Origin of the sequence: Polyangium mundeleinium, assembly GCF_028369105.1 — a bacterium.
In the GTDB taxonomy this organism is placed as follows: Bacteria; Myxococcota_A; Polyangia; order Polyangiales; family Polyangiaceae; genus Polyangium; species Polyangium mundeleinium.
In genome coordinates this window covers 8,306,147-8,331,721 of record NZ_JAQNDO010000001.1, presented here as the reverse complement: position 1 = coordinate 8,331,721, position 25,575 = coordinate 8,306,147, and the positions used below count along the sequence as shown (strand labels likewise).

Here is a 25,575-nt window from a genome sequence, read left to right as displayed (position 1 = left end):
GATGCCGCGTCCGTTGCCGCCGCGGCTCTTGCTCGAAGCCGTCCATGCGCGTGACGCCGCAGCGCCGCGCGGCGCTTCACGCGGGAGCCTGACGGGTGTGAGCCTCGCGCTCGGCGCAGGGGTGTTTGCGGTCGTGGGTGCGCCCGAGGATGGGACGCTCGCGCTCTCCGAGGTGATGACGGGAGCACGTGCTCCTTTGCAGGGGCGCGTCCTGGTCGAAGGACAATCCCCCGCGCGTTCGCCTTTGCTGCGGGCTCGGATCGGCGCGCTCGCCGCGGAGCCCGCGCTGCCGGACGCGCGCACGGTCGAGGCGTCCGTCGCGCTCGCGCGGGGGGCGCGTGGCGAGTCGACGACGCGCGCCGGCGATGTGCTCGATCCCTTCGGCCTCGGTCACCTCGCGCGCCGGGAGCCGCGCTCGCTCTCGTTCGCCGAGGCGCGCGCGGTGGAGCTCGCGCTCGCGCTCTCCACGCCGTCGCCGCTGCTCGTTGCGCTGCACGAGCCGCTCTCCGACGTCGCGCTCAACCTGCTCGGCCTCGTGCGCGAGCGGATTCGCGAGCTCGCGCTCGGCGGCGCGTGTGTCGTCGTGACGACGTCCTCGCCAGCGGATGCGCGCGCGCTCGGGGATCGTGTCCTCGTGCTGCACAAAGGGCTCGTGCTCGGAGAGGCCGACGCCGCGGAGCCCATGCCCGGCGGCGAGCCCGCGCTCGTCGCGTGGGTGCGTCCCGCGGACGATACGAGCGAACGAGCGCCGGTGCGCGCGCTCGCTCGTTTGCTCGCCGATCGAACGGAGGTGCGGGCCGTCGCGTGGAGCGAGGCCGAGGGGCCGTATCCGCGCGCCGCGGAGCTGCGTTTGTCCGGGGCTGACCTCGACGCTTGCGCGCTCGCGCTCACGGACGCAGCGGTGGAGGCCGGCGTCGTGATCGAAGCCGTCGCGCCGGCGTCGCCCGGCATCGTCCAGGTGCGCGCTGCGGCCGAGGCGTTGCTCACGTTCCGCCGCGCCGCGGGGCTCGCGCAGAGGCGGCCGGTCGCGCTCCCGGCGGCGAGGAGCGCGCGGGTGCCAGGTGCGCTCGCGCCCGTCGCGCCGCAGGAGCTTTCGGCCGTGCCGAACGAGGCGCCGGCTGCGGAAGCGCCTGCCGTCACGAACGACAAAAAGCCGGGCGAGCCGGGGGATTCAGGCGAGCCACGGGGAGGAGCATGACGTCGCAGCATCGACCAGAGGCCACGTTGCCTCGTGGCGCGGGCGCCTTCGGGGGTGTTTCGCTCGGGGCCGCGATGGGCGCTCGCAGGCTCGCGGGGCGTGGCGTCGTGCTCACCACGATCCTCGCGCTCGCGCTCGCGTTCGCCGGCGGGCTCATCGAGCGCCGCGTGACCACCGCAGGCGCGGTCGATCGTTCCCTCGCCGCGACGTTCCGCCTCGTCGTCCCGCTCTTCTGCTTCGCGCTCGCCGCGCGCGCGTGTGATCGCGCGAAGCTGCGTGATGCCGCCTGGCCCCTCGCGCGGTACGGTGCTTCGCGTCGCGACGTCGCGCTCGGGATCGGCGTGGCGCTCGTGCTCGCTTCGGCCGTGAGCGGCGCGTTGCTCGCCATCGTCGCGGTCGCGTCCGCGCAGTCGGCCGCGGCGCCGCCGTTCGCGCGGGATGTCTTCACGAGCGGCTGGATCGGCGCCCTCGTCGGCGCGGCGTATGCCGGCTGGTTCGCGTTTGGCGCGACGTTCCTCGAACGGGGCCGGGGTCGCCTCGTGCCGCTCGTCCTCGACTTCCTCTTCGGCAGCGGCGCGGGCCTCTTTGCGGCCCTCCTGCCACGCGCGCACGGACGCGGCTTGCTCGGCGGTGAGGGCCCGCTCGGGCTGTCCCAACCGCAGAGCTCCGTGGCTCTCCTGCTCATGGCGATGCTGCTTCCCGTGGTCGCCGCGCTGAGGTGTCGCGAGTGAGTGCATCCGAGCTGATCGTCGATCGTTCGTCCTCCAAGCTTCTCGTCCACACCCGTGCCAGTGGGATGCTGGCGCGGCTGGCGCACGATCTCGAGCTCGCGGCCTCCGCGTTCAGCGGCCGCGCGACGCTCGAAGGCGAGGGGTTTTCCGCGGAGCTCGTCGTGCCGGTCGCCGCGCTGCAGGTCGTGGGGACGCTTCATGGAGAGCGCGTCGACACGTCGGCACTCTCGACCTCGGATCGATCGGACATCGAGCGGAAGATCCGCGACGAGGTGTTCCCGGGGACGAAGGAGGTACGCGTCCGCGCGAAGGGCACGTCGCGGGAGCGCGCGGAGGTGACGGTCGAGGTTTCGAGTGGCCGGATCTCGCTGCCGGTCTCGTTACGCGTGACGGAGGAAGCGGATCGCACGCGTGTCTCGGGGCGCGCGGAGCTGTCGATGAAGCGGCTCGGCCTTCGCGAGGTGAAGGGGCCACTCGGCGCGTTCCGTGTCCGCGACGACGTCGAGGTGTTGTTCGACGTTATTCTGCGTCCGGAAGCGTAGGCGGAGAGACCTCGGGTGCGGCTTGCCCGCGCTCGCAGGGGCCGTGGATCTGGTAGGGCGTGCCCGAGATGCGCTTCATGAGCGCCTTGCCTTGCCAACCGAGGTAGCCCTTGCTGAAGCGTATGGCCTCGGAGGGCGAGAGGTACGGGTTCTTCGTCTTGCCGAGCTCGACGAGCGTGAGCACCTGCTCGGCCACGCTGACGGGGCAACCTTCGAGGCGCAGCGGCTCGGTCGGATCGCTGGTCGCGAACTTGCGGATCACGTGGACCATCTTCGCGAAGATGTCGTCGTGCTTGGCGTGGTACGGGTCCTTCTCCGCGCGGTCTTTGTAGAGGCTCTCGACGCGCACGAGGCGGCCGTGGAGATCCCCCGACCACGTCGCGCAGTCGCCGATGAACACGACACGCTCGCCCGGCTTCGCGTCGATCTTCCCTTCGTAGGCCCCGAAGACGATGTGCATGCGCGGCATCTTCTCGTCGCACTGATCGTCGTAGAGACGAAGGATCTCGATGGCCTCTTCGAGCGCGCCCGGACAGCCGCCCCAGCAGTAGTCCGTGCGCTCCGGCTCCGGCGGCGGGCCGGCGTACGCCGTGATGTGCGAGCCCTCGAAGTACTTCTCGACGCGCACGAGGCCCACCTTGAAGCCCTTGGCCATCGCCTGCGCTTCTTCGAGCGTCACGTCGCCGCTGATGTCCATCGAGCTGAGGTCGAGCGAGCCGAAGCCACGCTCGGAGGCGAGGCGGAGGTGGTCGACCGTGTACGGATCGACGCCGATGATGTTGCAGCAGAGCGCGTCGAACGCGGCCTGCGAGTTGCCCATGATGATGAGCCCGAGCTTGCGCGGGATGGGCGTGAGCATCCGGCCTTCGCCGGCCACGATCGCGTCGATCGCGATGAACTGCGGCTGAACGATGTACTGCAGGTCCGCGATCTTCTCGTCGAGCCGGTGGTCGTGGTCGATGAGGCGGTGCCGATCGTCCTGGATGCCGATGTAGTTCTTCATGGAGAACGTCACGGTGGTCCAGGGGTGGCTCTTGAACTTGGGGCAGTTGACGAAGAAGTCGGCCTTCGCGACGGGCTCGGGCGTGAAGACGTAGTCGCGCAGCCGCTCCTTGTGGGTGAGCCGGATCTCGACCTGCGGCTCCTCCTCGAAGTGGTAGTGCTTCACGCCCGTGCGCTTGAGCATCGGGTAGTACTCCGCGCCCTCGAACGTCGTGCGCGTGGGGAGGGTGATGCCGCAACGCTCGCCCAGGGCGAGCTCCCGGACGCGGCCGTCGTCCCGGTCCTGCAAGGCGCGCAGCACGCCCTCCAAGAACTCAGGCCGCGTGTACGCGTGCGGGAACGACGGGCCCGACGCCACGCAGTTCGGCTTGACCAGCGTGCGGCCGTGCGGCCGGAGATCCAGCTCCTCGAGCCCCTCCTGAATGATCCGGCGGATCTGCTCGACGTCGTAGGTGGGGCAACGGCGAATGATGACCCGGGGGCGCGACGTGATCTTCATGCCTTCCCAGCCTAGGGGGGCCCGTCGGATCGGGCAATGCCGGCAGCCGAGGCGCGCAAGGCCCGAAAAACGCCACACATTTCGGCGCCATTCAACGTTCGATCGCTAAACGGCTTTACATTTGTTCATGGGTCTGGAATACATCCGCGCGGTGGGCGCGAAAAACCCCGACCCGAGGCGCATGGCGACGGCGTTGATCCAGGATGGAGCGGCGACGTTTACGGCGAACCCGCGTCGCCCGAGCTCCCGCCGGCCGACGAAGCGAGCAGGGCGGAGAGCTCCTCGCGAAGGGCTCGTGTCGCGTCGACGAGGCGGCCTTCGACCAGGAAGGCGTCGTCCTGCTTTCGGCAGCGATGCACCTTCACGCGCACGAGCGAGGTCGTCTCCAGGTGGCCGGCGAGCGGCGCTCCCGGCGCGAAGGCTTCGGTCGATCGAAGGCTCACCCGATCGCCGTCGAGGGCCACGAGATCGGCCGAGCCACCCTTCAGGAGCTTCATGTGCGGCATGTTCACTCCCCCCGGCGGCCCCGGCCCATCGCGGCACGGGCTTCACGCTCGGCCTCGCGTTGCTTGACCGTCTCGCGTTTGTCCGCCTGCTTCTTGCCCTTCGCCAGCGCGAGCTCGACCTTCGCGCGACCCTTCTTGAAGTAGAGCCGCGTGGCGGCGACCGTCATGCCCTCGCGCTCCACGGCCTTGCGGATCTGATCGATCTCCGTGTCGTGCAAGAGGAGCTTGCGCGTCCGCTTCGCGACGTGTCCGAACGCGGCGCCCGGCATCTCCGGGATCAGCATGCCGTGCAGGAATGCCTCGCCGTTCGTGATCGTGCACCACGCGTCGGAGAGGTCGGCCTTTCCGTCGCGCAGCATCTTGACCTCGCTGCCGATGAGCACGAGGCCGGCTTCGAAGCGCTCGCCGAGCTCGTACTCGAAGCCGGCCCTCCGGTTTCGCACGATGAGCTTCTCGTCGCTCGCTTCTTTCCCGCTCACGTGGTTGACACCCTTGATCGCTGTCGCTACGGCCAAGCACCGCCCGAAGAGCCGCTCTCCAGGCAGACGCCAGCGTAGGGCTAGCGCGCCGTGCGTCCTGCGTCCATAGGTCGACGAGCAACCGTTCCGCGACAAACCCGCGCGCCGTGCTAGTACGCCCGCGCTTCGGTCCGAGTCGTCTCCGCATCACCCCTCACCGCTGAGAGCGAAGCCATGCAACCCATCCGCATCCGCGGCGCGCGTACCCACAACCTCCAGGGGATCGACCTCGAGCTCGTCCCCGGGCAGCTCGTTTGCTTCACGGGCGTGTCCGGTGCCGGAAAGTCCTCCCTCGCGCTCGATACGCTCTACTCGGAAGGACAACGGCGCTTCGTCGAGAGCTTCAGCCCCTACGCGCGGCAGTTCCTGGAGCGGCTCGAACGGCCGCCCATCGACGAGCTCGATCCGGTCGCCGCGGGCGTGGCCGTCGATCGCCGCGCGCCCGTGAAGAGCTCGCGCTCCACGGTGGCCACGATGGCCGACCTCGAGCCGTACCTGTCGGCCGTGTTCGCCCGCGAGGCGACGCCCGTGTGCCCGACGTGCCAGATCCCGGCGACGCGCGTCGACGCGGTGACGGCCGCGTCGAAGGCCGTCGAGAGCCACGACGGCGCGACCGCGCTCGTGACGTACCGCGTGCCCGTGACCGGCACCGAGGAGCTGCTCGACGTGCGCGAGACGCTGCTCGAAGCGGGCTACCGGCGTCTGCTCGTGCGCGGCGAGGTGCGCGACATCGACGAGGTCGGCCCGAGCGACGCGCTCGGCGCAGGTGGTGGGGTCGAGGTGATCGTCGATCGCGTGAAGATCGGCGCGCGCGACGCGCGGCGCCTCGGTTCGGCCATCGAGGAGGCGTGGCAACGGGCCGAGGGCGGCGTGGCCTTGTACGTGGGCGCGTCGGGCGCGAATGGGGCGGGTCGGCGTGTGCTCGTGCCGCGTGGGCTCGCCTGCCCGTCGTGCGCGCGGAGCTTCGACGCCGCGCGGCCGGGCCTGTTCTCCTACCAGTCGCCGATCGGCGCGTGCGCCGGATGCCGGGGGTTTGGCCGGACGATCGGCGTCGACTGGGGCAAGGTCATCCCCGACGAGGACAAGACCCTCGAAGGCGGCGCGATCCGGCCGTGGACGGGGTCGAGCACGTCGTGGGAGCGGAAGGTTCTTCGGAAGTTCTGCGAGAAGAAGGGAATCCCGCTCGACGTGCCGTGGAAGGAGCTCACCGAGGCGCAGCGCGCGCAGGTGCTCGACGGCGAGGGCAGCTTCCACGGCGGCAAGTTCCCGGGCGTGCGCGCGTGGTTCAAGTGGCTGGAGACGCGCACGTACAAGATGCACATCCGCGTGCTGCTCGCGCGGTACCGCTCCTACGATCCATGCGCGACCTGCGACGGCAAGCGCCTGTCGCCCGAGTCCTTGCTCTACCGCGTGGGCGGGCTCGATCTCGCGAGCTGGCACGGGCTCGAATTGCGCGAGGCGCGCGCACTCCTGGATCGGTTGAAGGCGACGACGGGGCAGGGTGAGATCGCGCGGAAGGAGCTCGCGCAGCGGCTCTCGTACCTGGAGCGCGTGGGGCTCGGGTACCTGACGCTCGATCGGCAAGCGCGCACGCTCTCGGGCGGCGAGGCGCAACGCGTGACGCTGACGGGCGCGCTCGGGACGTCGCTGACGGGCGCGCTCTTCGTGCTCGACGAGCCGACGGTGGGGCTGCATCCGAGTGACGTGCCGCCGCTCATCGAGGCGATGCGCGAGCTCGCGGCGCGCGGAAACGTGGTGGTCGTCATCGAGCACGAGCCGCTCGTGATCCGGGCCTCGGATCGCGTGGTCGAGCTCGGGCCCGGCGCGGGCAAACAAGGCGGGCGCGTGGTGTTCGACGGCGCGCCGACGGAGCTCGCGCGGCGGGCCGATCTGCCAACGGGGCGCGCCCTCGCGCGAGGCGCGGCGAGTGTTGCTTCGGCGGACGAGCGGCCTGCACCACGCGGATCGATCTCCATCGTGGGCGCGCGCGCGAATAATTTGAAGGACGTCAGCGTGCGCATGCCGCTCGGGCAGGTCGTGTGCGTGACGGGCGCGAGTGGCTCGGGCAAGAGCACGCTCGTGGAGGACGTGCTCTACCGCGCCCTCGCGCGGGCCCGCGGCTACAAGGACATCGAGCCCGCGGGCGCGCACAAAAAGATTGAAGGCACGAGCGGGATCAAGATCGTCACGCTCGTCGATCAAGCGCCGCTCGGGCGCACCTCGCGTGGCAACCCCGCGACGTACACGAGCGCGTGGAACCGCATCCGCCAGAAGTTCGCCGCGGAGCCCGAGGCCGGGGCGCGGCAGCTCACGGCGGGGCACTTCTCGTTCAACGTGGCGCTCGGTCGGTGCGAGTCGTGCGCAGGGGAGGGCGCCGAGACGATCGAGATGCAGTTCCTCGCCGACGTTTCATTGACCTGCCCAGTTTGTCAAGGAAAACGTTTCCGTGACGAGGTGCTCCAGGTCAAGGTCGACGGCCGCTCCGTGGCCGACGTGCTCGCGCTGTCGATCGACGAGGCGCTCGAGGTCTTTGCGCGCGAGCCGGCGATCGTGCGCGCGCTCGGGCCGCTTGCGCGCCTCGGCCTCGGGTACCTCGCGCTAGGCCAGCCCCTCTCGACGCTCTCCGGCGGCGAGGCGCAGCGGCTCAAGCTCGCGCGCGCCCTCGGCGAACGGACGGCGGGCGCGCTCTTCCTGCTCGACGAGCCGAGCGCGGGCCTGCACGCAGAAGAGGTGCTGCTGCTCAACCAGGCCCTGCGGGACCTGGTGCGCGGCGGCGGGAGCGTCATCGTCGTCGATCACGATCTCGACGTGATCGCGGCCGCCGACTGGGTCGTGGATCTTGGCCCCAGCGCGGGCAGCGACGGCGGGCAGATCGTCGCCGAGGGGACACCCGAGGAGGTCGCGCGCACGAACACGCGCACGGGACACGCGCTCGCGACGCACCTCGCGAAACCCTCGTCGTCGCCCTCGTCGTCACGCCGAAAGGGAAAGGCGAACGGAGATGCGTCGCGCCGCGGATCGTCGGCCTATCCGCCCGCGCCGTCGGCGATCGAGATCGTCCACGCGCGCGAGCACAACCTCGCCGAGGTCTGCACGTCGATCCCGCATGGCCAGATCGTCGTCGTCACGGGGCCGAGCGGCTCGGGCAAGAGCACGCTCGCGTTCGATGTCGTCTTCGCCGAGGGGCAGCGGCGCTTTCTGGAGACGCTCACGCCGTACGCGCGTCAGTTCCTCCCGTCGATGCCGCGTCCCGATGTCGATCGTGTGACGGGCGTGCCGCCTGCAATCGCGCTCGAACAGCGCACGACGCGCTCGGGGTCGAACTCGACGGTCGCGACCGTCACGGAGATCGCCCACTACCTGCGGCTTCTCTTCGCCAAGGTCGGCGAGCCGCACTGCCCGACGTGCGACGTCCCCATCACCGCGCGCGCGCCCGACGAGGTGTATCGCGCGCTGCTCGCCACGCGGGGCGCGCGCACGTTGCTCGCGCCCGCGGTCGTCGCGCGCAAGGGCACGTACCTCGACGTCTTCACGGCGGCGGCGCGCGCGGGCATCACGGACGCGATCGTCGACGGCACGCGGGTGAGCACAGATGATCCGCCGCGGCTCGACAAACGGCGCGAGCACTCGATCGATCTCGTGATGCACGAGGGCAAACTCGACGGCCTCGATCGCGCCACGTTCGACCGCGCGCTCACCTTCGGCAGGGGCTCGCTCAAGCTCGTCAATTCGCGGGGCCAGGAAGAGCTCCTCTCCACCACGCGCACCTGCCCTCGCTGCGGCGCGGGCGTCCCCGAGCTCGATCCGCGCTGGTTCTCGTTCAACACCAAGCAAGGCCGCTGCGAGGCCTGCGAGGGGACGGGCGTGCTCGGCGGGAGCGAGGACGCCGATCTCACGGATGCCTCGAACGAGCCGTGCACGGCCTGCGGCGGTTCGCGCCTCGCGCCCGTCCCGCGCTCGGTGCGCCTCGCGGGAGACCGATACCACGAGGCGACCGCGCGCTCGGTGTCCGAGGCCGTGCGCTGGGCGAAGGCGCTCCGCTTCGACGGAGAGCGCGCGCTCATTGCAGAGGCGCCGCACCGCGAGCTCGCGCGGCGGCTCGCGTTCGTCGAGGAGGTCGGGCTCGGCTACCTCGCGCTCGATCGCCGCGCCGCCACGCTCTCCGGCGGCGAGATGCAGCGGCTCCGGCTCGCCGCGCAGCTCGGCAGCGGGCTCACGGGCGCACTCTACGTGCTCGACGAGCCCACGATCGGCTTGCACCCGCGCGACACGCATCGGCTGCTCGACAACCTGCGCAAGCTCGCCGGCATGGGCAGCACCGTGCTCATGGTCGAGCACGACGCGGACACGATCCGCGCCGCCGATTACCTCATCGATCTCGGTCCCTCCGGGGGTCGCGGCGGCGGCCGCATCGTGGCCCAGGGGACGCCCTCGGAGGTGCTACGCACGGCAAACTCGCCCACCGCGAAGGCCCTCTCCGGGGAGCGCGCGCTCGCCTCGGCCCGCGTGCGACTCGGCCCTGCCGACGCGTTCCTCGAGATCGAGGGCGCGCGCGCCCACAACCTGCGCGTGGATGCGCTGCGTGTTCCGCTCGGACGCATGACCGTCGTCGCAGGTGTCTCCGGGTCCGGCAAGAGCACGCTCGTCCGGCACGTGCTTTATCCAGCGGTGCGGCGCGCCCTCGGCCTCGCGGGACCCGATCCCGGTCCGCACGACAAGCTCCACCTGCCGCCTTCGCTCGCGCGCGCCGTCGCCGTGGATCAATCCCCCATCGGCCGCACGCCGCGATCCATCCCCGCCACCTTCCTCGGCGTATGGGACGAGGTCCGCAAGCTCTTCGCCGCGACGCCCGACGCGAAGATGCGCGGCTACGATCCCGCGCGGTTCTCGTTCAACACGGCGAAGGGCGGTCGTTGCGAGACGTGCGAAGGGCAGGGGGTCATCTCGCACGAGATGTCTTTCTTGCCCGACGTCGTGACGACCTGCGAGGCTTGCGGCGGAACACGTTTCGAGCCAGCCACGCTCGACGTACGTTACCTCGGCATGTCGATCGGCGATGTCCTGCTCCGTACGGCCGAGGAGGCGGCCGAGCTCTTCGCGGCGCACCCGAAGATCCGCGAGCCGCTCGCCACGATGTGTGATCTCGGTGTGGGGTATCTGCGGCTCGGCCAGGGCTCGCACACGCTCTCGGGCGGCGAGGCGCAACGGCTCAAGCTGGCGGACGAGCTCTGCAGCGGCACGCGCGCCAAGCCCACGCTCTACGTGCTCGACGAGCCCACCACAGGCCTGCACCTCTCCGATGTCGCGCGCCTCGTGGCCGTCCTCGATCGCCTCGTGCAGCGTGGCCACTCGCTCCTGATCATCGAGCATCACCCCGCCGTGATCGCGGCCGCAGATCACGTGATCGAGCTCGGGCCCGAGGGCGGCAAGGGCGGTGGTCGTGTCGTGGCCGAAGGATCCCCCGAGGTCGTGGCGCGGCGCGCGACTGCGACTGGACGTGTCCTCCGCGCTCTCTTCGAGAGGCCCGCGTCGGACATGGCCCTTGCGGCGGAGGCTTGACGCATGGCGGGCACGTTCACCGTTGGAGCCCTCGCCCTCGCGGCCGAAGGTGCGAACGCGGTGGGCGCCGTCCGCTTGACGCTCCTGCACGACGTCCTCGAGATCGAGCTCGTGCGCGCGGCCGGCTTTCGCAGCGGCTTCGTGCCGGGCAGCGTCGCGGAGTCCGTGGAGATGCGCGTGCCGTACACGGCGATCCGCGGGCTCGTCCGGCGTGGCCGCGCGCTTTGCCTCGCGCTCGATCCCTCGATCGCCGCGCCCTACACGCGCTTCACGCTCGCGCGCTTCACCTACGATCCACGCGAGGCCCTCGCCCGTGCGTACGAAGCGCGGAGGCACGCGGCGCTCGCCGTCGTGATCCTGCCCGGACCGCTCGGCCTGCTCGCCGCGCTCGTATCGCCTGCTTCGCTCGTGACGGGGTTGCTCGGTCGGCTCGCGGTCGGGCTCGTCGTTGCGTCAGGCTGCTGGCTCCTTTTGCGGGAGCTCCTGCGATTCGCCACCTGGGGCGGGCCCGGCTCCGATCGCCTCGCGGAGACGTTCGAGGTCGCGCTTTGTCAGCGCCTCGGGTTCGTCCCTGTCGCGACTGCCCCCTTCGCACCGCCGCCCGCGCCGCCCGTCCCCGAGGCATCGCTCCCTGCGTGGGCGCGTGCGCCGCTCCTCGTCGCGCTCGTGGCCGCGCTCTCCGTGCTCGGCATCTCGTTCTTCCAGCGTTACGGCAAACCCCCCGAGCCCACGGCCGTCGCGCCAAACGTGCCGCTCCTCGTCGCGCGCCTCGGCTCCGCGTTTCCCGCGCCTTCTTCCGTGGACGCACCTTCCGGCGAACAACGCCTCCCTCGTTGTGTGTGTGCGCGCGCCGCGTCTCCTTTGTGGAACGAGGGGCTCCCGGTGCTCGAAGTCCTGCTCGCGTCGCGACCTGAGGACGGCTCCGGCCGCGTGGTCCCTTCGGAGCGACGTGGGTACGACTTCGATCTTTCAGTCGTGAACAATGGGGGGACGCAGCTGCGTGACGTCAGCGTCCTCGTCACGTTTGCTCGCCGCGACGATCAGAACCGCCGCGTGGGCGCGACGGATCGTGGGCTCTACTGGGGAAGGCCGCTCGCCGCGGGCCGCGCCATCAAATGGCACCTCAAGGCGCCGGGCACCGAGATGCGCATCGATCCGCCGCGCCTCGGCCTCCTCGAAGCGGGCCGCGAGTCTGCGCCCCCGGATGCGTTTTTCGAGCTTTCGCGCGCGCGCCAGCGTGTCGTGCGCATCCACGCTGCGAAGATGCTCGCGTACCACCGGGATCCGCGCGCGCTCGACGTGCTCGCCTCGCTTGGCCCGTCGAGCTCCGACGAGGAGAGCGTCCTCGCGCGGATCACGCGTGCTGCGCGTCCGGTCGTCGCGTGTGACATCAAGCCCACGTCTGCGTCCCTCGACGTTTGTCTCTTCAACGACTCCCTGTCGCCGCAACGCGTCGTCGCTGCGCGCACCGTCGCCGAGCGCGACGCACCTTCCCAGCGTGCGGCCTTGCCGGTCGTCGTCCCGGTGCACGATGGCGTGCGCGTCTCGGTCCCGCTGCCGCCGCAGCCCGTTCCACCCGAGCTCGAACTGGAACTGGAACCTTCGCCCTGAGACAGCACGACCCGCTGCTCCTTTGCATCGACCGCATCGACCGCACCGCGGTCGATGCACCAGCGGTCCAGGGCCGTGCCCTGGTCCGGGTCGAGGGGTGGATAACCCCTCGTCGGGTCCGGGGTGAAACCCCGGCACTACGTTGTGGAGCTCCCCCCGATCCGTCAAAAAGCTGCGCGTCAGGAAGTTGCGCGTGCACGTTTGCCCACGATGAACGCGAAGCTCATCGAGTCTTCGCACTGCGCCACGCTCACCACGCCGCGCGACTGCCAGGCCACGAGGTACTCGCCTGGCTCGACGAGGGTGGCTGCGATTCTCGCTCGTGCGCTGTAGGCGTTGCATACGTCGAGCGCGGAGAACGCCCACCGGCCGAGCGACATCACCTGGCGGAGCGTGAAGTACGCGCCCGGGGAGCGGTAGATCGGCACCGGCGTGTTCGATTGCGGCGCGCGCGCGAACGACACGGCGTACACGCCCGAGCGCAAGAGCCCGTCGAAGTCGAGACGCGCGCGCCCTGCGAGATCCGGGTGGAAGACGCCGCCTACGCTCACGATGAGCTCACACGGATCGAACGTGAACTTCGCGTCGTATCCTTGATGCTTGTGCGGCGCCCAGTTCGGCGCTTCCCGGAGGGGCTCGCGTGTGAGGGCGATCAGCGCTTCCGACGTGTGCTGCCGGATCACCTCTTTGAGCCCGTCGAGCGACACGAGCCCGCTGTCGACGAGCGCTTTGACGACCGGGATCTGGTCACGCTTGCAGCGCTTGTAAACGTCCTCGATCCGCTTCGACTCCGGGGGTTCGTCCGCGTAGGCCCGGAGCAGCTCTGCGAGGCGACGCTCCATGCCGGATGCCGCGGCCCAGCAGATCCGACCGTTCTCGACGAGCACCGTGCCTTGCGTCGGGGGGCCGAAGACGAGCGCGCCGGTGGCGCTCTCGGGCAGCGCTTCGATCTCCTCCAGCAGGGGGATCACCGCCGCGGGATCGCCGGAGATGCCTGCCGGGTCGGGCATCAAGCGCAGACTCTTTCCACTCTGCATGGCTGGTTCCTGGGCTCCTCGAGAGGGAGGCGGTCGCTTGGCTCCGTGGTCCAGCGGGCGCTTCCGGGTCCTAGGATATCCCCGTTCGTCGCACGGCGCGAGCGCCGCGGGTTTGTCCCGTGAACACGAGTTCGCGGTCCCCCCCGCGAACGCACCCCGGGCCACGTGCATGGACGTGCACGTTGGGGGATGTGCGATGTTTCCATACTCGACATACTCCGGGGGGGGCGCACGGGTGGGTTCAGGGACGGCAGATGTTGTAGCCGTCCGGGAGGATCGTGCTCGGCTGGCAGGTCGTCTGCACCTGCCCCTGGTTGGTCTGGACCACGGGGCAGTCCGTGTCGGGGGCTTGCGGGTCGCAGAGGACGCGCTGCTGGGGGTACGCACAGGTGGCGGCGCAGCGGAGGAGCGGATACCAGTTGCCGTTTTGCGTCTGCGTGAGGTCGCCGCAGCAGACGGTGCCGGCGGGGCAGTGCTCGGGGAGCTGGCATTCGATGCGCGACTCGAAGCCCGACTGGCCGGCTTCCGTGTTGCAGTTGTCGTTGTCGTCCGGGCCGCTCACGCACTCACCCTGGGGCGGGTCGCTGAGCTCGTATTCGTCCCAGCAGCAGGCGCCCTGGCCCTGGACGGGACAGGCCACGTCGCCACACGCGACCATGACGGGCGGGGGCATCGGCCCGGACGACGAGCTTTGCATGCTGCTGCTCGACGAACTCGACGGGCCGTTGCCTGCGCCACCTTGACCGGAGCCGCCGTTGCCTGCGCCGCCTTGACCCGAGCCGCCGTTGCCTGCGCCGCCTTGACCCGAGCCGCCGTTGCCTGCGCCGCCTTGACCCGAGCCGCCGTTGCCTGCGCCACCCTGTCCGCCTGCGCCGCCCGAGGCGCCGGCTGCTTCCCCGCCGGAGGCAAACAGTCCCGTGGTGTCCGTCCCGCAAGCGGCCATCGTGGTGCCCACGATGAAGAGGGAGGCGAGGCCGAACGATCGCAACGAAGCTCGTTTCATGGATGACTCCTCAGAGAGGCCCGAAAGGTACACGCCGGAGGTAGCCTGCGGGGCTCGAAACGCCAGCCATTTTCGTCGTGACGGAGACGCGCTGGGCGCGCTGACTTTCCAGTCGGAAATCAAATTTGGATCATCGCTGGACACGGGCGGCCCTGCGCGTGGGGGTCGCTTTACACGCCGAGCGACGCTTGGCATGGTGGAACGAAAGGCCGAAGCGGCCCGGATCGAGGAGGCACTTCATGAGCTTCAGAAAGTATTTGGCCGCGCTCGCGGCCATCGTCCTGCTCGGCGTCAGCGCCGTGGCGGACGCGACGACCATGCTCTTCCTTTCGCGTGAGGAGCTCGTTAACCGCTCGGACCTCGTGGTCCGCGTGCGTGTGAGGAGAGCGGTCACGGACGAATCCGAGGATGGCCGGGGCCTCGTGACCCGCACCGAGCTCGACGTGGTGCAGCCCCTCAAGGGGAAAGTCGAGGGACGTGTCGTCGTCCAGCAGTTCGGCGGGACACACCGGGGCAAGACGCAGAAGGTCCTCGGTGACGCCGCGCTCAAGGCGGGGGAGGACGCGGTGGTATTTCTGCGTCGCGACGAGAAAGGAAAAATGTATTTCACGGCGCTCGCGCTCTCCGTGTACCACGTGGATGCCAAGGGAATGGCGCGTCGCGAGCTCGACGGCGTCGAGCTCGTCCGTTACGTCGGCAAGAAGCTCGAGCCCTCGGGGCACGTGGAGCAGCCCGAGCCGGTCGAATCTCTCATGACGGACGTGGTCCGCCTCGCCGGAGGAAAATGAAATGAAAACCCTCCGAAAGGCCGCCCTCCTCGCCGCATTTGCTGCCGGGATCCTCTCCGCGCCGACCGAGGCGCGCGCCTGGACGGGCCTCGAAGGCCCGCCGTATCCGGTATGGGGGATTCTCCCGGTCAAGTTCTACGTCAATGCGTCCACGTTCCCGCCCGAGATCGCCGCGACTGCGCAGCAGCGGCTCGTCGACGGGTTCGGCGCCTGGGCGGCCCCCGAGTGCACCGATTTCGCGACGCAGCTCCTCGGGGATCTGCCGGACGGGACGTGGAATTCGAACGACAACAAGAACGTCCTGATGTGGATCAACAGGCCAGACAACTGGCCGCTGGAGCTCGGACCGGTGGATTCGGTCATCGGCGTCACGCTGCCGGTATGGTCGCCCGACGGCGACGGCAATCAGATCATCTCCGACGCGGACATCGTCTTCAACAACGTCGGGTTCTGCTGGTACGACACCGCCACGAACCCGAACGGCAATTGCATGGGAGGCAGCCCCGTCGATACGCTCTCCATTGCTACGCACGAGCAGGGCCATTTTCTCGGCCTCGGCCATACCGACGTCACGGGCTCGACGATGGAACCCTTCTACGACGGCGGCAATGCCATCGCGAGCATCGAGCAGGACGACATCGACGGCGTCTGTACCCTCTATCCCCCCGGCTCCGGCATCCCGAGCTGCAGCGCTTGCACCGTGAACGCCGCGAAGACCGAATGCAAGGCGCTCGCCACTGGCTGCAATGGCCAATGCATCGGCATCTACAACTGCGAAATCTCCTGCCCCGTCGCCAAGACCCCCGCCGACTACAAGGCCTGCCTCGACGCCTGCAAGATGCAATTTCCGGACGGCGTCGAGGCCTATGAGGCGTATGCGGGCTGCCTCTGCAACCTCTGCTCGAAATCGTGCCCCATCGAATGCCCCGGCGGCTCCGGCGCGGGCGGAGGCGGCTGGGAAGAAGAGGAGCCCGAGGGCCCCCGGATCGAGGACCCCGGCGGCTGCGGCTGCTCCGTCGAGGGCAAGCACGGCAAGGTCGGCGCCCTCGCCGCCCTGGGCCTCGGCCTCGCCGCGATCACCCGCCGGCGCCGCCGGCGCTGAGCCGCCCCCCCGAACGTCACCAATTCCAACACTTTACGCCTCTCCCGATCCCTGGCATGGCTCGCCAGCCATGCCGCTCCACCCCCGAACGGAGCTCGATGCGGACGTATCGCGCGCGCTGTCCGCCCTCGGCGCCGAGACGTCCGAGCCTGCCCTCGACGCCCTCGTGGCCCCCGGCGCAGCCGCCGCCGCCCTCGAACGCCTCCCACCCTCGGCGCCCTTCCTCCTGCGCGCCGCGCCGCCTCTCGGCAGCGTGTCGAGCCGCCACGGGCCCGATCCCGAAGCGCCGGTCTGGATCCGCGGCACCCTCGGCGGCGCCGACGTCCGCATCGCCCCGCTCCGCCTCGCCGAAGGGGAGCGCCCGACCGCCGCCCGCGTGGCCCGGTTGGTCGTGACCACCGAGGAACGTCCCTGCTGTGACACGACCTCGTGCACGAACCGCCGCACGCTCGCCGCGGCCTGGGTCGAGCTCGAACGCGCGGACGAAAACGCCGCCCCGCGCCGCATGCTCGTCGCGGCCGCGGTCGATCTCGACGGAGAGCGCGCGCGCGCCCGTGTCGTTCGGGCCGCGACGCCGCTCGCCCGCGCCTTCGCCGCGCCGCTCGATGCCGAGGGCACGACGCTCCCCCCGCCCGCCGAGCCGGACGCCCAGCCTGAAGAGCCCGTGTTGCCCGCCGGCAAGCTCGCGCGGTTTGCCCTGCGTCTCGAAGGAGAGCGCCTCGTGCTGCGGGATCACGAGAACCAGGGCCCGCGGACGAACGCCCGCCGCAACACCGCCCTCGGTTCGATCCTGCTTGCCGTCGCGCTCGGCCTGTGGCTCCAGACGGCGCGCGCCTTCCACGCGGGGGATCGCAACCTGACGATCGGCTTCGCGGCGGCCGCCGCGCTCGTGACGCTCACCGGGTACGCGTTCGTGAGCGTGGCGCGTTTCGGGGCTCGCTACCGCGCCCTGTCCGCACCGCTTTTCTGGGCCGGCCGTGATCGTTTCGTCATCGCCCCGTGGGTGAGCCGCACGGGGGCCGTGGATCTGCTGCCGGAAGGGCGCCTCGGCGCGGCGATCGCGATGGAGGAGGTCCGCGGCGTGTCGACGCCTCGGCGCGACGACCTCGTGGCCGTGGAGATCAACAGCGATCACGGGCCGATGGACGTCTTCCTCACGGACGACGCAGCGCTCGCCGCGTACTGGGCCGCGGCGCTCCGCCGCGCGCTCGGCGACATGGCGCACCCGGGGACCCGCGCCTCCGCCCGCAAACGCGCGCGCGAGCGTGCAGCCGGGGACGCCCCGGCCGCCGTCGCGATGAACGAAGTCACTCGATGAACGGATTCGCCGAGAGCGTGTTCGAAAAGGCCGACGTCTCCTCGCCGCGCACGCAACGCAGCCGGTACGTGTAGGCCTGATCCTCGTTCGCGCCCTCGTCGACGTGATCGGTGTCCGTGCCCTCCGCGGTGAAGGCGAGCGCGAACGTGTCCGCATCGGTGCGTCGCTCGGCTTCGACCTCTTCGCAGGGCGAAACCAGGCTCCAGCGAACGCGGAGGACCTTCGACATCGGGATCACGTCCTCGAGCACGGGCGCTTCGAGCGGGCCGCTCCACGAGGGGCCCCCCGCGGCGTCTCCCGTCGGCTCCGAATCCGCAGGGTCCACCTCGCTCGCGCAAGCGCCCGCGAGGAGGACCAGCACACATGAGAACGAAGAAGCAAAGCGTTTCATCGGTCCCTCTCGATGTCCGTCAGCCGTCGCCGTCCTTGCCCGCGCCGGTGAACCAATCCTCGCGATCCGCGAAGAGGACGTTGAACGTCGTGAGCGAGCCATAACAGGCTGTGATGTACGCCTGGAGCTGCACCTTGTCCGCGTCGGGCAGCCCGTCGTGCGCGTTGAGCTTGGCCTCGAGCAGGCGGAGTTTGTCCCGGACCATCACGATCTTGTGAAAGAACGTGTCGAGCGGGATGCGCTTCTCCGCCGTGCCGGTCTTGCCCGGCTTCAAGACGATCTCGCCGCCTTGCCAGCGCGCGCCCATCTCCGAGCGGCCGAGGCCAAGCTCCTCCGAAAGCACCTCGCGCAAGACCCGCCTGAACTCGTCGATATCCATGTCGATGTCGATCTCCCTGGGCAGCGAGGGGCCCGCATTCACGGCCCGCGCGCCCTGCGTGGTCCCGGACGGCGAAGGCCGCGTGGCCTCCGCGTCGCGCCGCCGCGGCTCGATCGCCGAAGAGCGCGCCCTTCGAGGCTCGCCCGCCGCTCGCGGCGGAGGCGGCGGCGCCGGGGCGCCCTTCGGTCGGTATCGCGAGCACGTCGACGTCTGCCGGATCGGCGAGGGATAAATCTCGAGCGCGCAGTCCCCCACGCGCCCGAGGCGCGAATCCTCGCGCGGGCGCATGAACGCCGCACAACTCCCGCAGCGGCCCTCGAGCTCGCTCATGAAGGCTCCACCATAACGCAATCCGTCGCCGGGGCGAGCACGCTCTCGTTCGGGCGAACGCGCCCGCCCGGCACTACACTCGGCGTCATGGCCCGACCTCGCTCCCTGTTCCCAGCGCTCCTCGTCGCCCTCGCCGCCGGATGCGGGGCCGCCCCGCCGCCCGGCCCCGACGCACCCACCACGGCCGAGGTCGGCCCCACGAACGGCGCGGCCGGGACGAACGGCGCCACGAAATCAGGCGAGCCCACGAAGCCGGATGGCGCGTCCGCCGGAAAGGACGCGGTCGCTCCGCCGCTCGTGTTCATCGAGGACGACCTCGACGGCGCGATGGCGCGCGCGCGCGCCGAGAAGAAGGCGCTCTTCGTGGATGCGTGGGCGCCATGGTGCCACACGTGCCTCAGCATGAAGAACTACGTGCTCGTCGATCCGGCGCTTCGCCCGCTCGCCGATCGCGTGGTGTTCGCGGCGATCGACACGGATCGCCCTTCGAGCGCCGCATTCCTCGAACGATACAAGATGAGCTTCTGGCCGACGTTCTTCGTGATCGATCCCGCGAAAGGCGACGTCGTCGCTTACTTGCCGGGCGCGGTCTCGGCGCGCGAGATGCGCAGCTTCGTCGAGGACGCGGTGCGCGTGATGGATGCCTCCGCGCCTCCCTCGGATCCGCTCTACACGCTGGCGCAAGCGAGCGCCGCGCGCGCGGCCGGCGATCATCGCAAAGCGCTCGCACTTTATGACGAGCTGCTCGCGAAGGTCGACGCGCGCTGGCCTCGCCGCGACGACGCGCTCGCCGGAAAGCTCTCCTCGCTCGCCGGGAGCGGGGACGTCGATGGCTGCGCGCGATTCGGCGCCGAGCACGTGGACGAGATTCGCGGCGCCGCCGCTCCCGCCGATTTCGCGGCCGTTCTCTTGAGCTGCGCGAGCCGGCTCGCGAAGAGCTCCACGCAGGATCTCGTGCGTCGCAAGGCGATCGCGAAGCTCGAAGCGCTCGTCGCGTCGCCGCCGCCCGAGTCCACGGTCGACGATCGCGCCGACGCGCTCGCGATCCTCGCGGGCGTGAAGAGCGAGCTCGGCGACACGGACGGCGCGCGCGCGGCGCACGAAAAACGACTCGTGATCATGGAGAAGGCCGCGGCCGAGGCGAAGTCGCCCGAGATCGCGGCGACGTACGATTACGGCCGGGCGATCTCGTACATGGCGCTCGGTCGCGGCGAGGAAGCCGTGCGGATGCTGGAGCAGCGCGAGCGCGAGATGCCGAAGTCGTACGATCCGCCGGCGCGGCTCTCGAACGCGCTCGCGAAGATGGGGCGACTCGACGCCGCGCTCGCGGCGAATGGCCGCGCCGTGGCGCTCTCCTATGGGCCGCGGCGGCTCGCGTACCTCAAGCAACGCGCGGATCTGCAGGCCAAGACGGGCGATCGAAAGGGGCAGATCGCCACGCTGCGCGAGGAGGTCGCGGGGCACGAGGCGCTCGGCCCGGGGCAACGCAATGAAGCGGCGCTCGCGGACGCGCGCCGTCGCCTGACCGAGGCGCTCGGCGAGGGCAGCGCACCGCCGAAGCGATAATCGCTACGTCGGCAGGGCATAACGAAGCCCCCCGCCGTGCTGCGAAGCGCGGCGGGAGGCTCGTGTTGCGGTTCTGGAGGGGGAGGGGACGAGAGACTACGGCTTGCCGGTGAGCGGATCCTCGGAGAGGATGCAGTGCAGCGTCTCCGGGTCGCAACGCACCGGGAAGTCCGGGTTGATGCCGGAGCCGAACACGCGACCCTTGGACGGGTCGGCCTCGGCCAGGCAGGCATCCGGATCCGGCTCGACGCCGATCGGCGTGTCAGGCTTGCTCGGATCGTCGTCGTCGTTGGCGGCGTCGGTGTCCGGGTTGTTGTCGTCGTCGGCGTGGACGTCCTTGTCGCAGGGCACCGACGGGAAGAGCGCGATGAACTTGTACTCGGCCGAGCATCCGGCCAGCACGTTCTCGTAGCGCATGTCGCCGACGAGCTGCGTGCCGGGCACGGCTGCGGTCACGTACACCTTGATGTTCTTCCACTCCTGCCGGTGGTGCTCGGCCGGGAGGATGACGGGGTTGCCCATATCATCCACCTCGCCCGTATCGAACTCCTCGATGTTCATGTCCGCCGACGCGATCGCCGCCGTGCCGTTCGCGCCGGCCGTGTAGCAGATGTTGTTCGCGTCCGGGTTGGTCGTATACGCGCCGAACGCGTACGGCTTGTCCGTCCCGAGTTCGTACCCCGCGCCCTCACGCTCGCGAGCGAGTGCCCCGAGCTTGGACGACTGGATCGCGATGCTGCGGGCGTTGTAATCGGCGAGCGACTTGTCCGCGTTGGGGGCGAGATACGTCGACAGGCCGATGTCCTCGCCCTTCAGGCCGAGGCACGCTTCGTCACCGCTCACGAACTGGTACTTCGCGAAGTACGGTCCGTGCCCGACGACGCATTGGATGGTCGGCTGCGAGCAAGAGGCCCCGGAGAACGCGAAGAATGCCGCGCTGGCGAGCCCCATCGCGCCGACCAGAACACTGTGGATTCGGTGCTTCATGGTGAGCTTCCTTTCCCTTCCAAACATCAGAAGGTTACGCGCGCGTTGATGCGGATCTGCCGCGGCGTCTGATAAGCGGTCGGGTTCTTCCAGTTGGGGTTGACGTCCGCCGGATCGAAGTCCGAGCCGTCGGAGTAGAGCAGCTTCTTGCTCGTATCCGTCGGCGCCTCGCCCTTCTTCCCGTGGAGGTTCGCCTCGGACCCTTCCGCGATCGGCAGGACGTCCGCCAGGGTGTACCTCTGGTCGAAGCCCGTGGCCTGCTGGAAGTTGAACAGGTTGAAGACGTCGACACCGACGGTCAGCGTGCTGTCCTTCGAGAAGCGGTAGCCGAACGTCACGTTCGTGTCGATGCTGTGGACCCAGGGCGTACGGCCTCCGTCGCCGCGGGGCAGGATGAACACCTCGGAGTCGCCGTAGAGCACGTGCGAGCCGAGGACGTTCAGCGGCGTGCCGCTGCGGCCGAGGTAGCCGAGGCCGAGGTTGATCGTGACGTTCGCCGGGAGCTGGAACTCCTTGGCGCCGAACACCTTGATCACGTGGCGACGGTCACCGGGCAGGTCGCCCGTCCGGTTCGCGAGGATCGAGACCAGGTCGAAGTCCGAGTTGATGTTCGGATCGAGCTGGCCCGTCTCCGGCCGGAACAGACCCGCGAGGTTACCGCGGTTCCACGAGACGGTGTAGTTGACCTGCGCGAGCCACTGGTTCGAGAAGGCCTTCTGGAAATACACCATGAAGGAGTCGTAGTCGCGCGTGGCCTTGGGGAAGTCCTTCGCGATGCCGTACCCGGGGTTTCCGATGAAGTACGTCGACGCCTCGTCGCGGCTCATGTCCTCCATGGCGTAGTTCAGCCACTGGCGCGTGTAAGCGCCGCCGATGCGCGCGTCCGTGATGATCTCGTACTCGCCGCCGACGACGATTTGATCCGACGACTGCGGCTTGAGATCCGGATCGACCGGGACACGATCGGAGCCGGTGATGAGGTACTTCTGGTTCGGGTCGTAGTCGAGGGTCGCCGTCGCCAGGTTGTCGATGCTGTTGCACTCCGGCCCGCGGGCCTGCACCGGATCGAGCGGGTTGCAGACGCCGTTCTTCGGCGGGTTGAAGTTCGGCGCGTTGAGCGAGCGGTTCTTCTGGAGACCGAGCTCACCCGGGAACGAGCGATCGACCATGTTCAGCGTGATCGCCTGGTAGAACCGAGCGAAGTTCGCCGTGATCTTGGCCCGGCCCTCGCGGGTCGGATCCCAGATCGCGCCGATACGCGGCGACCACTGGTTCGGCAGCGCGATGCCGACGTTGCCGTCGTTGCCCGTCACGACCTGCGCGTCGTAACGGACGCCGAGGTTCACCGTGACGCGGTCGAGGATGTTCCACGAGTCCTGGATGAAGCCGCCGACCGTCGTCGAGGTCGAGGTCGCCTCGAACACGTCGAGGTTGACCGCGTCGTCGGGGCCCTGCAGGAACCCGTAACGACGGAAGTCCGCGACGAAGTTGCCGCTCGTGCTCTCGCGGAAGAACACGCCGCCGCCGTAGCCCTTCGTGTTCGTGTAGTTCAGGACCTCGAAGTCCACGCCGGCCTTGATGACGTGCTGCCCGAGCGCGTTGAGCAGCGCCGTCGCGATGACGCGGCCCTGGTAGCGGTTGCTCGTGGCGATGTTCATCAGGCCCGGACCGCCGGTCCGGTACGATGCGACGGGGCAGAAGTTGCTCACGAAGCGCCCGTCGCCCGTCGGATCGCATTGTGCGGCCGCCGTCGCCGGGAGCGACTCGAAGTCGCTGATCGGGTGCGCTCCGCCGGTCGTGCGGCGCCACGTCATGCCCGGCATGTACGCGAGCTTCGTGGGGTCGTTGATGTCGTTGACGTTCGAACCGTCCGCCGCGCCCTGCGCGATGCTGTTGTAGACCCAGCCGAGGGTCACATCGACCAGGAACTTCTTGTTCGCGAACGCCGACGAGCTCTTGAGCACGACGCTGTTGTTGAACTGGTCGACCGTGCCCGCGAGCGAGTTGTACGGGCCGACCAGGTTGCCGACCGCCACGCCGCCGTCCTGCGCGTCGAAGCCGAACGTGCCGTTGCCGCCGGACGTCGACGGCGCGCCGAACACCGTCACGCTGATGTTGTGGTCCTGGTTGATGTTCCAGGTCAGCTTGCCGATGTACTGCATCGTCTGCTGATCGGCGTAGTAGATCTGCGGATTGACGCCCTTGAGCGGACTCGCAGTCTGGTAGCCGGTCGCCGGGTCGAGCACGGGGACCGCCGTGTCCACGACGCCGTCCTGGCCCGGGATCTGCGGGCCGTTCGGGTTCATTGGATCCGGCATCGTCCGGTCTTCGAGCGTGTTGTTCAGGCTGCTCAAGACGCGCTCGAGGCGGTAGCGCTGCATCGCCACGCTGAAGCCCGCGAAGAACCAGAGCTTGTCCTTCACGATCGGGCCGCCGATCTCGAAGCCGAAGTCACGAACCGAGCCGAGCGTCGGATTCGTGTTGATCGTGTTCCCCGCGCGGGGAATCAGCGTACGCTGACCCTCGAACGCGCCGGGCGTGATCGCCCCGAAGACGGAGCCGTGGAACTCGTTCGAGCCGCTCTTCGTGACGACATCCATGACGCCGCCGATGCTGCGGCCGTACTCTGGCAGGTAACCCGCCGTGATGACGTTGACCTCTTTCACGAACTCAGCCGAGAGCGGCACCGCGAGGATGCCGAACGCCGGGTCGTTCGCGGAGACGCCGTCGATGATGAAGCCGTTCTCGGGCGACGACGTGCCGTTCACGGACACGCCGTACGCGTCGGCGTTGGCGCCGGGAGCGACAGCCGCGAGGCTCTCGAAGGAGCGCGTCGCGCCGCCCTTGGCGGCCGGGGGGTTCACGGCCACGCGGCGCGTGAACTCGCTGTCGATGGTCACCGCGACGCGCGAGGAGCCGACGTCGATGACCGGCGGCTTGCCGACGACGACGATCTCTTCGCCCGCCTGGATGTTCTCCGGCAGAAGCTCCAGGTTTACGCGGATCGTCGAGCCGCTGGTGAGCTTGATACCGCCGCGCGAGAAGGGCTTGTACTGCTCCTTGTCTGCGCGAACGGTATAACCCTCACCGGGGGCCAACTGCGGAACGCGGAAGTTACCCCCCGCATCCGTCACGACGATCTGCTCACCCTGCAGCGCGGGGGACGTCACTGTGATGACGACGTCCGCAACGGGTGCTTTTGTAGCCGCGTTACGCACCTGGCCGGTGATCACGCCGTCGGCTGCATACGCCGATCCGGCGACCATGACGACTGACGGCACAATCGCGGCCAACAGGCCTAGTCTGTCTCTGAATATCACGAGCCCTCCATCCCTCCAGAAGTGGGCCAAGTGTCGAAAAGGCGGCCGACTATACTCATGTTCCGTGACCGTCAACAACACTTTCTGCGGCCTCCACGTAACTCTTTCTGTGAGACGCCCGGACACACCCCCCCGACGAGCCCCCGCGTGGACGTTCCAAGACGCACCCTGACGTGCCCCGCTCACGGGCCACTGCGCGGCGAAGGTGGGCGCGACGCACCCTCGCGCGTGTCGCGGTTTGCCGCCGTCACCCCCCGTTCGGAGGGCGTCTGGAACCGGGAAGGACATGCAACGACCCATCCCCGGACCCGGCGCTGGGGGGCTCTCTAGAATTCGTTTCCCTCCCAACCGCAAGAATTGCGGGGCCCCCGTCTTCTTTGGCTCGCCCCGGCAGACGATTTCGACTATCAGGGCTCAAGGCTCATGTTCGACTCGGTTCTAGGCCGCGACAACATCCCCAAGAGCCGCCTCGGCACGGGCGCCGTGCTGTCGGTGGTAGTCCACGCCCTCATCTTCGCGCTCGTCCTGTACATCACGACGAGACCGGCGGAGAAGAAGACGGATCTGCCGGAGGTGACGTTCGTCGCCCCAGCGCCGCCTCCTCCACCTCCGCCGCCACCTCCGCCGCCGGCAGGTGGCAAAAAAGTCAAGCCGATCGAGAAACCGAAGCCGGTGAAAAAGCCGGACACGATCGTCGAGACGAAAGAGGAGCCCAAACCGGAGGAGAAGCCACCGGAGAAGGAGCCCGAGCCCGAAGCCAAGGAAGAAGAGGGCGAGGGCGAAGAGGGCGGCGTGCCCGGCGGCGTGCCCGGCGGTGTGCCCGGTGGCGTCGTTGGTGGCGTCGTCGGTGGTGTGCTCGGCAATCCGGCACCTCCGCCCCCGCCGCCGCAGAACGTCACGATTCCGTTCGGGGCGGGAATGACGCGCCCATCGAAGGTCTCGGGCCCCGAGATTCGCCACACGTCCGAGGCTCTGGCCGCGCGCGTGGAGGGCGTCATGATCGCGCGCTGCGTGATCACGGAGTCGGGGAGCGTGGAGGGGTGCGCCATCATCAAGGGGTTGCCCCACATGGATGCGGCCGTTCTCCGGACACTCGCCTCGCAGCGCTATACGCCGGTCATGTTCAACGGCAAAGCGCAGAGGGTCAACTACACCTTTACGATTCGCCTGGTGATGCCCACCCGCTGA

Annotated in this window: 19 protein-coding genes; 10 read left to right on the top strand and 9 right to left on the bottom strand. The window is 69.4% G+C overall.

What is annotated here, in order from left to right; all coding sequences use genetic code 11:
• The first annotated feature begins 1 nt into the window (after position 1).
• From POL67_RS33120 to POL67_RS33110, 3 genes are read left to right on the top strand one after another with little or no spacing between them, the layout of a single operon-like run.
• Positions 2-1,198 carry an ATP-binding cassette domain-containing protein gene (locus POL67_RS33120; RefSeq protein WP_271924510.1) on the top strand — a complete coding sequence of 399 codons (1,197 nt, stop codon included), beginning with the start codon at positions 2-4 and terminating at the stop codon, positions 1,196-1,198.
• Positions 1,195-1,929 (top strand): hypothetical protein, encoded by a 735-nt coding sequence (locus POL67_RS33115; RefSeq protein WP_271924508.1) that lies wholly within the window; start codon positions 1,195-1,197, stop codon positions 1,927-1,929. The genes POL67_RS33120 and POL67_RS33115 overlap by 4 nt, the downstream gene beginning before the upstream one ends.
• Complete coding sequence (locus POL67_RS33110) at positions 1,926-2,471, top strand: hypothetical protein (protein WP_271924506.1); 546 nt, start codon at positions 1,926-1,928, stop codon at positions 2,469-2,471. The genes POL67_RS33115 and POL67_RS33110 overlap by 4 nt, the downstream gene beginning before the upstream one ends.
• Here the strand turns inward: POL67_RS33110 and POL67_RS33105 are convergent.
• From POL67_RS33105 to smpB, 3 genes are all read right to left on the bottom strand, one after another.
• Positions 2,449-3,972 (bottom strand): DUF362 domain-containing protein, encoded by a 1,524-nt coding sequence (locus POL67_RS33105; protein ID WP_271924504.1) that lies wholly within the window; start codon positions 3,970-3,972, stop codon positions 2,449-2,451. The two genes, POL67_RS33110 and POL67_RS33105, sit on opposite strands and share 23 nt — an antisense overlap.
• A gap of 218 nt (positions 3,973-4,190) precedes the next feature.
• Complete coding sequence (locus tag POL67_RS33100; RefSeq protein ID WP_271924502.1) at positions 4,191-4,469, bottom strand: hypothetical protein; 279 nt, start codon at positions 4,467-4,469, stop codon at positions 4,191-4,193.
• An 11-nt stretch (positions 4,470-4,480) separates the two neighbouring features.
• The gene (gene smpB, locus POL67_RS33095; protein ID WP_136927832.1) at positions 4,481-4,957 is read right to left on the bottom strand and encodes an SsrA-binding protein SmpB; all 477 of its coding nucleotides are present in this window, start codon (positions 4,955-4,957) and stop codon (positions 4,481-4,483) included.
• Between the two features lie 213 nt (positions 4,958-5,170).
• Between smpB and uvrA the strand changes: the two genes are divergently transcribed.
• Together uvrA and POL67_RS33085 are read left to right on the top strand one after the other, a co-directional pair.
• Positions 5,171-10,555 (top strand): excinuclease ABC subunit UvrA, encoded by a 5,385-nt coding sequence (gene uvrA / locus POL67_RS33090; protein WP_271924499.1) that lies wholly within the window; start codon positions 5,171-5,173, stop codon positions 10,553-10,555.
• A 3-nt stretch (positions 10,556-10,558) separates the two neighbouring features.
• Positions 10,559-12,166 carry a hypothetical protein gene (locus tag POL67_RS33085; protein ID WP_271924497.1) on the top strand — a complete coding sequence of 536 codons (1,608 nt, stop codon included), beginning with the start codon at positions 10,559-10,561 and terminating at the stop codon, positions 12,164-12,166.
• 179 nt (positions 12,167-12,345) lie between these two features.
• Here the strand turns inward: POL67_RS33085 and POL67_RS33080 are convergent, their stop codons facing one another.
• Together POL67_RS33080 and POL67_RS33075 are read right to left on the bottom strand one after the other, a co-directional pair.
• Positions 12,346-13,203, bottom strand: coding sequence for a hypothetical protein (locus tag POL67_RS33080; protein WP_136972204.1), 858 nt, complete (start codon positions 13,201-13,203; stop codon positions 12,346-12,348).
• A 241-nt stretch (positions 13,204-13,444) separates the two neighbouring features.
• The gene (locus POL67_RS33075) at positions 13,445-14,206 is read right to left on the bottom strand and encodes a hypothetical protein (protein ID WP_271924494.1); all 762 of its coding nucleotides are present in this window, start codon (positions 14,204-14,206) and stop codon (positions 13,445-13,447) included.
• Between the two features lie 239 nt (positions 14,207-14,445).
• Between POL67_RS33075 and POL67_RS33070 the strand changes: the two genes are divergently transcribed.
• From POL67_RS33070 to POL67_RS33060, 3 genes are all read left to right on the top strand, one after another.
• Positions 14,446-14,994 (top strand): hypothetical protein, encoded by a 549-nt coding sequence (locus tag POL67_RS33070; RefSeq protein ID WP_271924492.1) that lies wholly within the window; start codon positions 14,446-14,448, stop codon positions 14,992-14,994.
• A gap of 1 nt (position 14,995) precedes the next feature.
• On the top strand, positions 14,996-16,096 hold the full coding sequence (locus POL67_RS33065) for a matrixin family metalloprotease (RefSeq protein ID WP_271924490.1): 1,101 nt from the start codon (positions 14,996-14,998) through the stop codon (positions 16,094-16,096).
• A gap of 70 nt (positions 16,097-16,166) precedes the next feature.
• On the top strand, positions 16,167-17,414 hold the full coding sequence (locus POL67_RS33060) for a hypothetical protein (protein WP_271924488.1): 1,248 nt from the start codon (positions 16,167-16,169) through the stop codon (positions 17,412-17,414).
• Here the strand turns inward: POL67_RS33060 and POL67_RS33055 are convergent.
• Together POL67_RS33055 and POL67_RS33050 are read right to left on the bottom strand one after the other, a co-directional pair.
• The gene (locus POL67_RS33055) at positions 17,404-17,805 is read right to left on the bottom strand and encodes a hypothetical protein (RefSeq protein WP_271924486.1); all 402 of its coding nucleotides are present in this window, start codon (positions 17,803-17,805) and stop codon (positions 17,404-17,406) included. The genes POL67_RS33060 and POL67_RS33055 overlap by 11 nt on opposite strands.
• Before the next feature lie 19 nt (positions 17,806-17,824).
• Positions 17,825-18,514: a DUF8685 domain-containing protein gene (locus POL67_RS33050; protein WP_271924484.1), complete on the bottom strand. Its 690-nt coding sequence runs from the start codon at positions 18,512-18,514 to the stop codon at positions 17,825-17,827.
• A gap of 87 nt (positions 18,515-18,601) precedes the next feature.
• Between POL67_RS33050 and POL67_RS33045 the strand changes: the two genes are divergently transcribed.
• Entirely contained in the window at positions 18,602-20,080 is a 1,479-nt protein-coding gene (locus POL67_RS33045; RefSeq protein ID WP_271924482.1) for a thioredoxin fold domain-containing protein, read from the top strand.
• A gap of 96 nt (positions 20,081-20,176) precedes the next feature.
• Here the strand turns inward: POL67_RS33045 and POL67_RS33040 are convergent, their stop codons facing one another.
• Together POL67_RS33040 and POL67_RS33035 are read right to left on the bottom strand one after the other, a co-directional pair.
• Positions 20,177-21,067: a hypothetical protein gene (locus POL67_RS33040; protein WP_271924480.1), complete on the bottom strand. Its 891-nt coding sequence runs from the start codon at positions 21,065-21,067 to the stop codon at positions 20,177-20,179.
• A 26-nt stretch (positions 21,068-21,093) separates the two neighbouring features.
• Complete coding sequence (locus POL67_RS33035) at positions 21,094-24,333, bottom strand: TonB-dependent receptor (protein ID WP_271924478.1); 3,240 nt, start codon at positions 24,331-24,333, stop codon at positions 21,094-21,096.
• A gap of 477 nt (positions 24,334-24,810) precedes the next feature.
• Between POL67_RS33035 and POL67_RS33030 the strand changes: the two genes are divergently transcribed.
• Positions 24,811-25,575, top strand: a complete 765-nt coding sequence (locus POL67_RS33030) for an energy transducer TonB (RefSeq protein ID WP_271924477.1) — start codon at positions 24,811-24,813, stop codon at positions 25,573-25,575.

What these genes read in the sequence shown, in the direction of transcription:
- POL67_RS33040 (WP_271924480.1), bottom strand. Translation starts at nt 21,067, where the DNA reads ATGAAGCACCGAATCCACAGTGTTCTGGTCGGCGCGATGGGGCTCGCC.
- POL67_RS33100 (WP_271924502.1), bottom strand. Translation starts at nt 4,469, where the DNA reads ATGAAGCTCCTGAAGGGTGGCTCGGCCGATCTCGTGGCCCTCGACGGC.
- POL67_RS33080 (WP_136972204.1), bottom strand. Translation starts at nt 13,203, where the DNA reads ATGCAGAGTGGAAAGAGTCTGCGCTTGATGCCCGACCCGGCAGGCATC.
- POL67_RS33030 (WP_271924477.1), top strand. Translation starts at nt 24,811, where the DNA reads ATGTTCGACTCGGTTCTAGGCCGCGACAACATCCCCAAGAGCCGCCTC.
- POL67_RS33075 (WP_271924494.1), bottom strand. Translation starts at nt 14,206, where the DNA reads ATGAAACGAGCTTCGTTGCGATCGTTCGGCCTCGCCTCCCTCTTCATC.
- POL67_RS33070 (WP_271924492.1), top strand. Translation starts at nt 14,446, where the DNA reads ATGAGCTTCAGAAAGTATTTGGCCGCGCTCGCGGCCATCGTCCTGCTC.
- POL67_RS33035 (WP_271924478.1), bottom strand. Translation starts at nt 24,333, where the DNA reads ATGGTCGCCGGATCGGCGTATGCAGCCGACGGCGTGATCACCGGCCAG.
- uvrA (WP_271924499.1), top strand. Translation starts at nt 5,171, where the DNA reads ATGCAACCCATCCGCATCCGCGGCGCGCGTACCCACAACCTCCAGGGG.
- POL67_RS33045 (WP_271924482.1), top strand. Translation starts at nt 18,602, where the DNA reads ATGGCCCGACCTCGCTCCCTGTTCCCAGCGCTCCTCGTCGCCCTCGCC.
- POL67_RS33120 (WP_271924510.1), top strand. Translation starts at nt 2, where the DNA reads ATGCCGCGTCCGTTGCCGCCGCGGCTCTTGCTCGAAGCCGTCCATGCG.
- POL67_RS33115 (WP_271924508.1), top strand. Translation starts at nt 1,195, where the DNA reads ATGACGTCGCAGCATCGACCAGAGGCCACGTTGCCTCGTGGCGCGGGC.
- POL67_RS33065 (WP_271924490.1), top strand. Translation starts at nt 14,996, where the DNA reads ATGAAAACCCTCCGAAAGGCCGCCCTCCTCGCCGCATTTGCTGCCGGG.
- POL67_RS33055 (WP_271924486.1), bottom strand. Translation starts at nt 17,805, where the DNA reads ATGAAACGCTTTGCTTCTTCGTTCTCATGTGTGCTGGTCCTCCTCGCG.
- POL67_RS33050 (WP_271924484.1), bottom strand. Translation starts at nt 18,514, where the DNA reads ATGAGCGAGCTCGAGGGCCGCTGCGGGAGTTGTGCGGCGTTCATGCGC.
- POL67_RS33085 (WP_271924497.1), top strand. Translation starts at nt 10,559, where the DNA reads ATGGCGGGCACGTTCACCGTTGGAGCCCTCGCCCTCGCGGCCGAAGGT.
- POL67_RS33060 (WP_271924488.1), top strand. Translation starts at nt 16,167, where the DNA reads ATGCCGCTCCACCCCCGAACGGAGCTCGATGCGGACGTATCGCGCGCG.
- POL67_RS33105 (WP_271924504.1), bottom strand. Translation starts at nt 3,972, where the DNA reads ATGAAGATCACGTCGCGCCCCCGGGTCATCATTCGCCGTTGCCCCACC.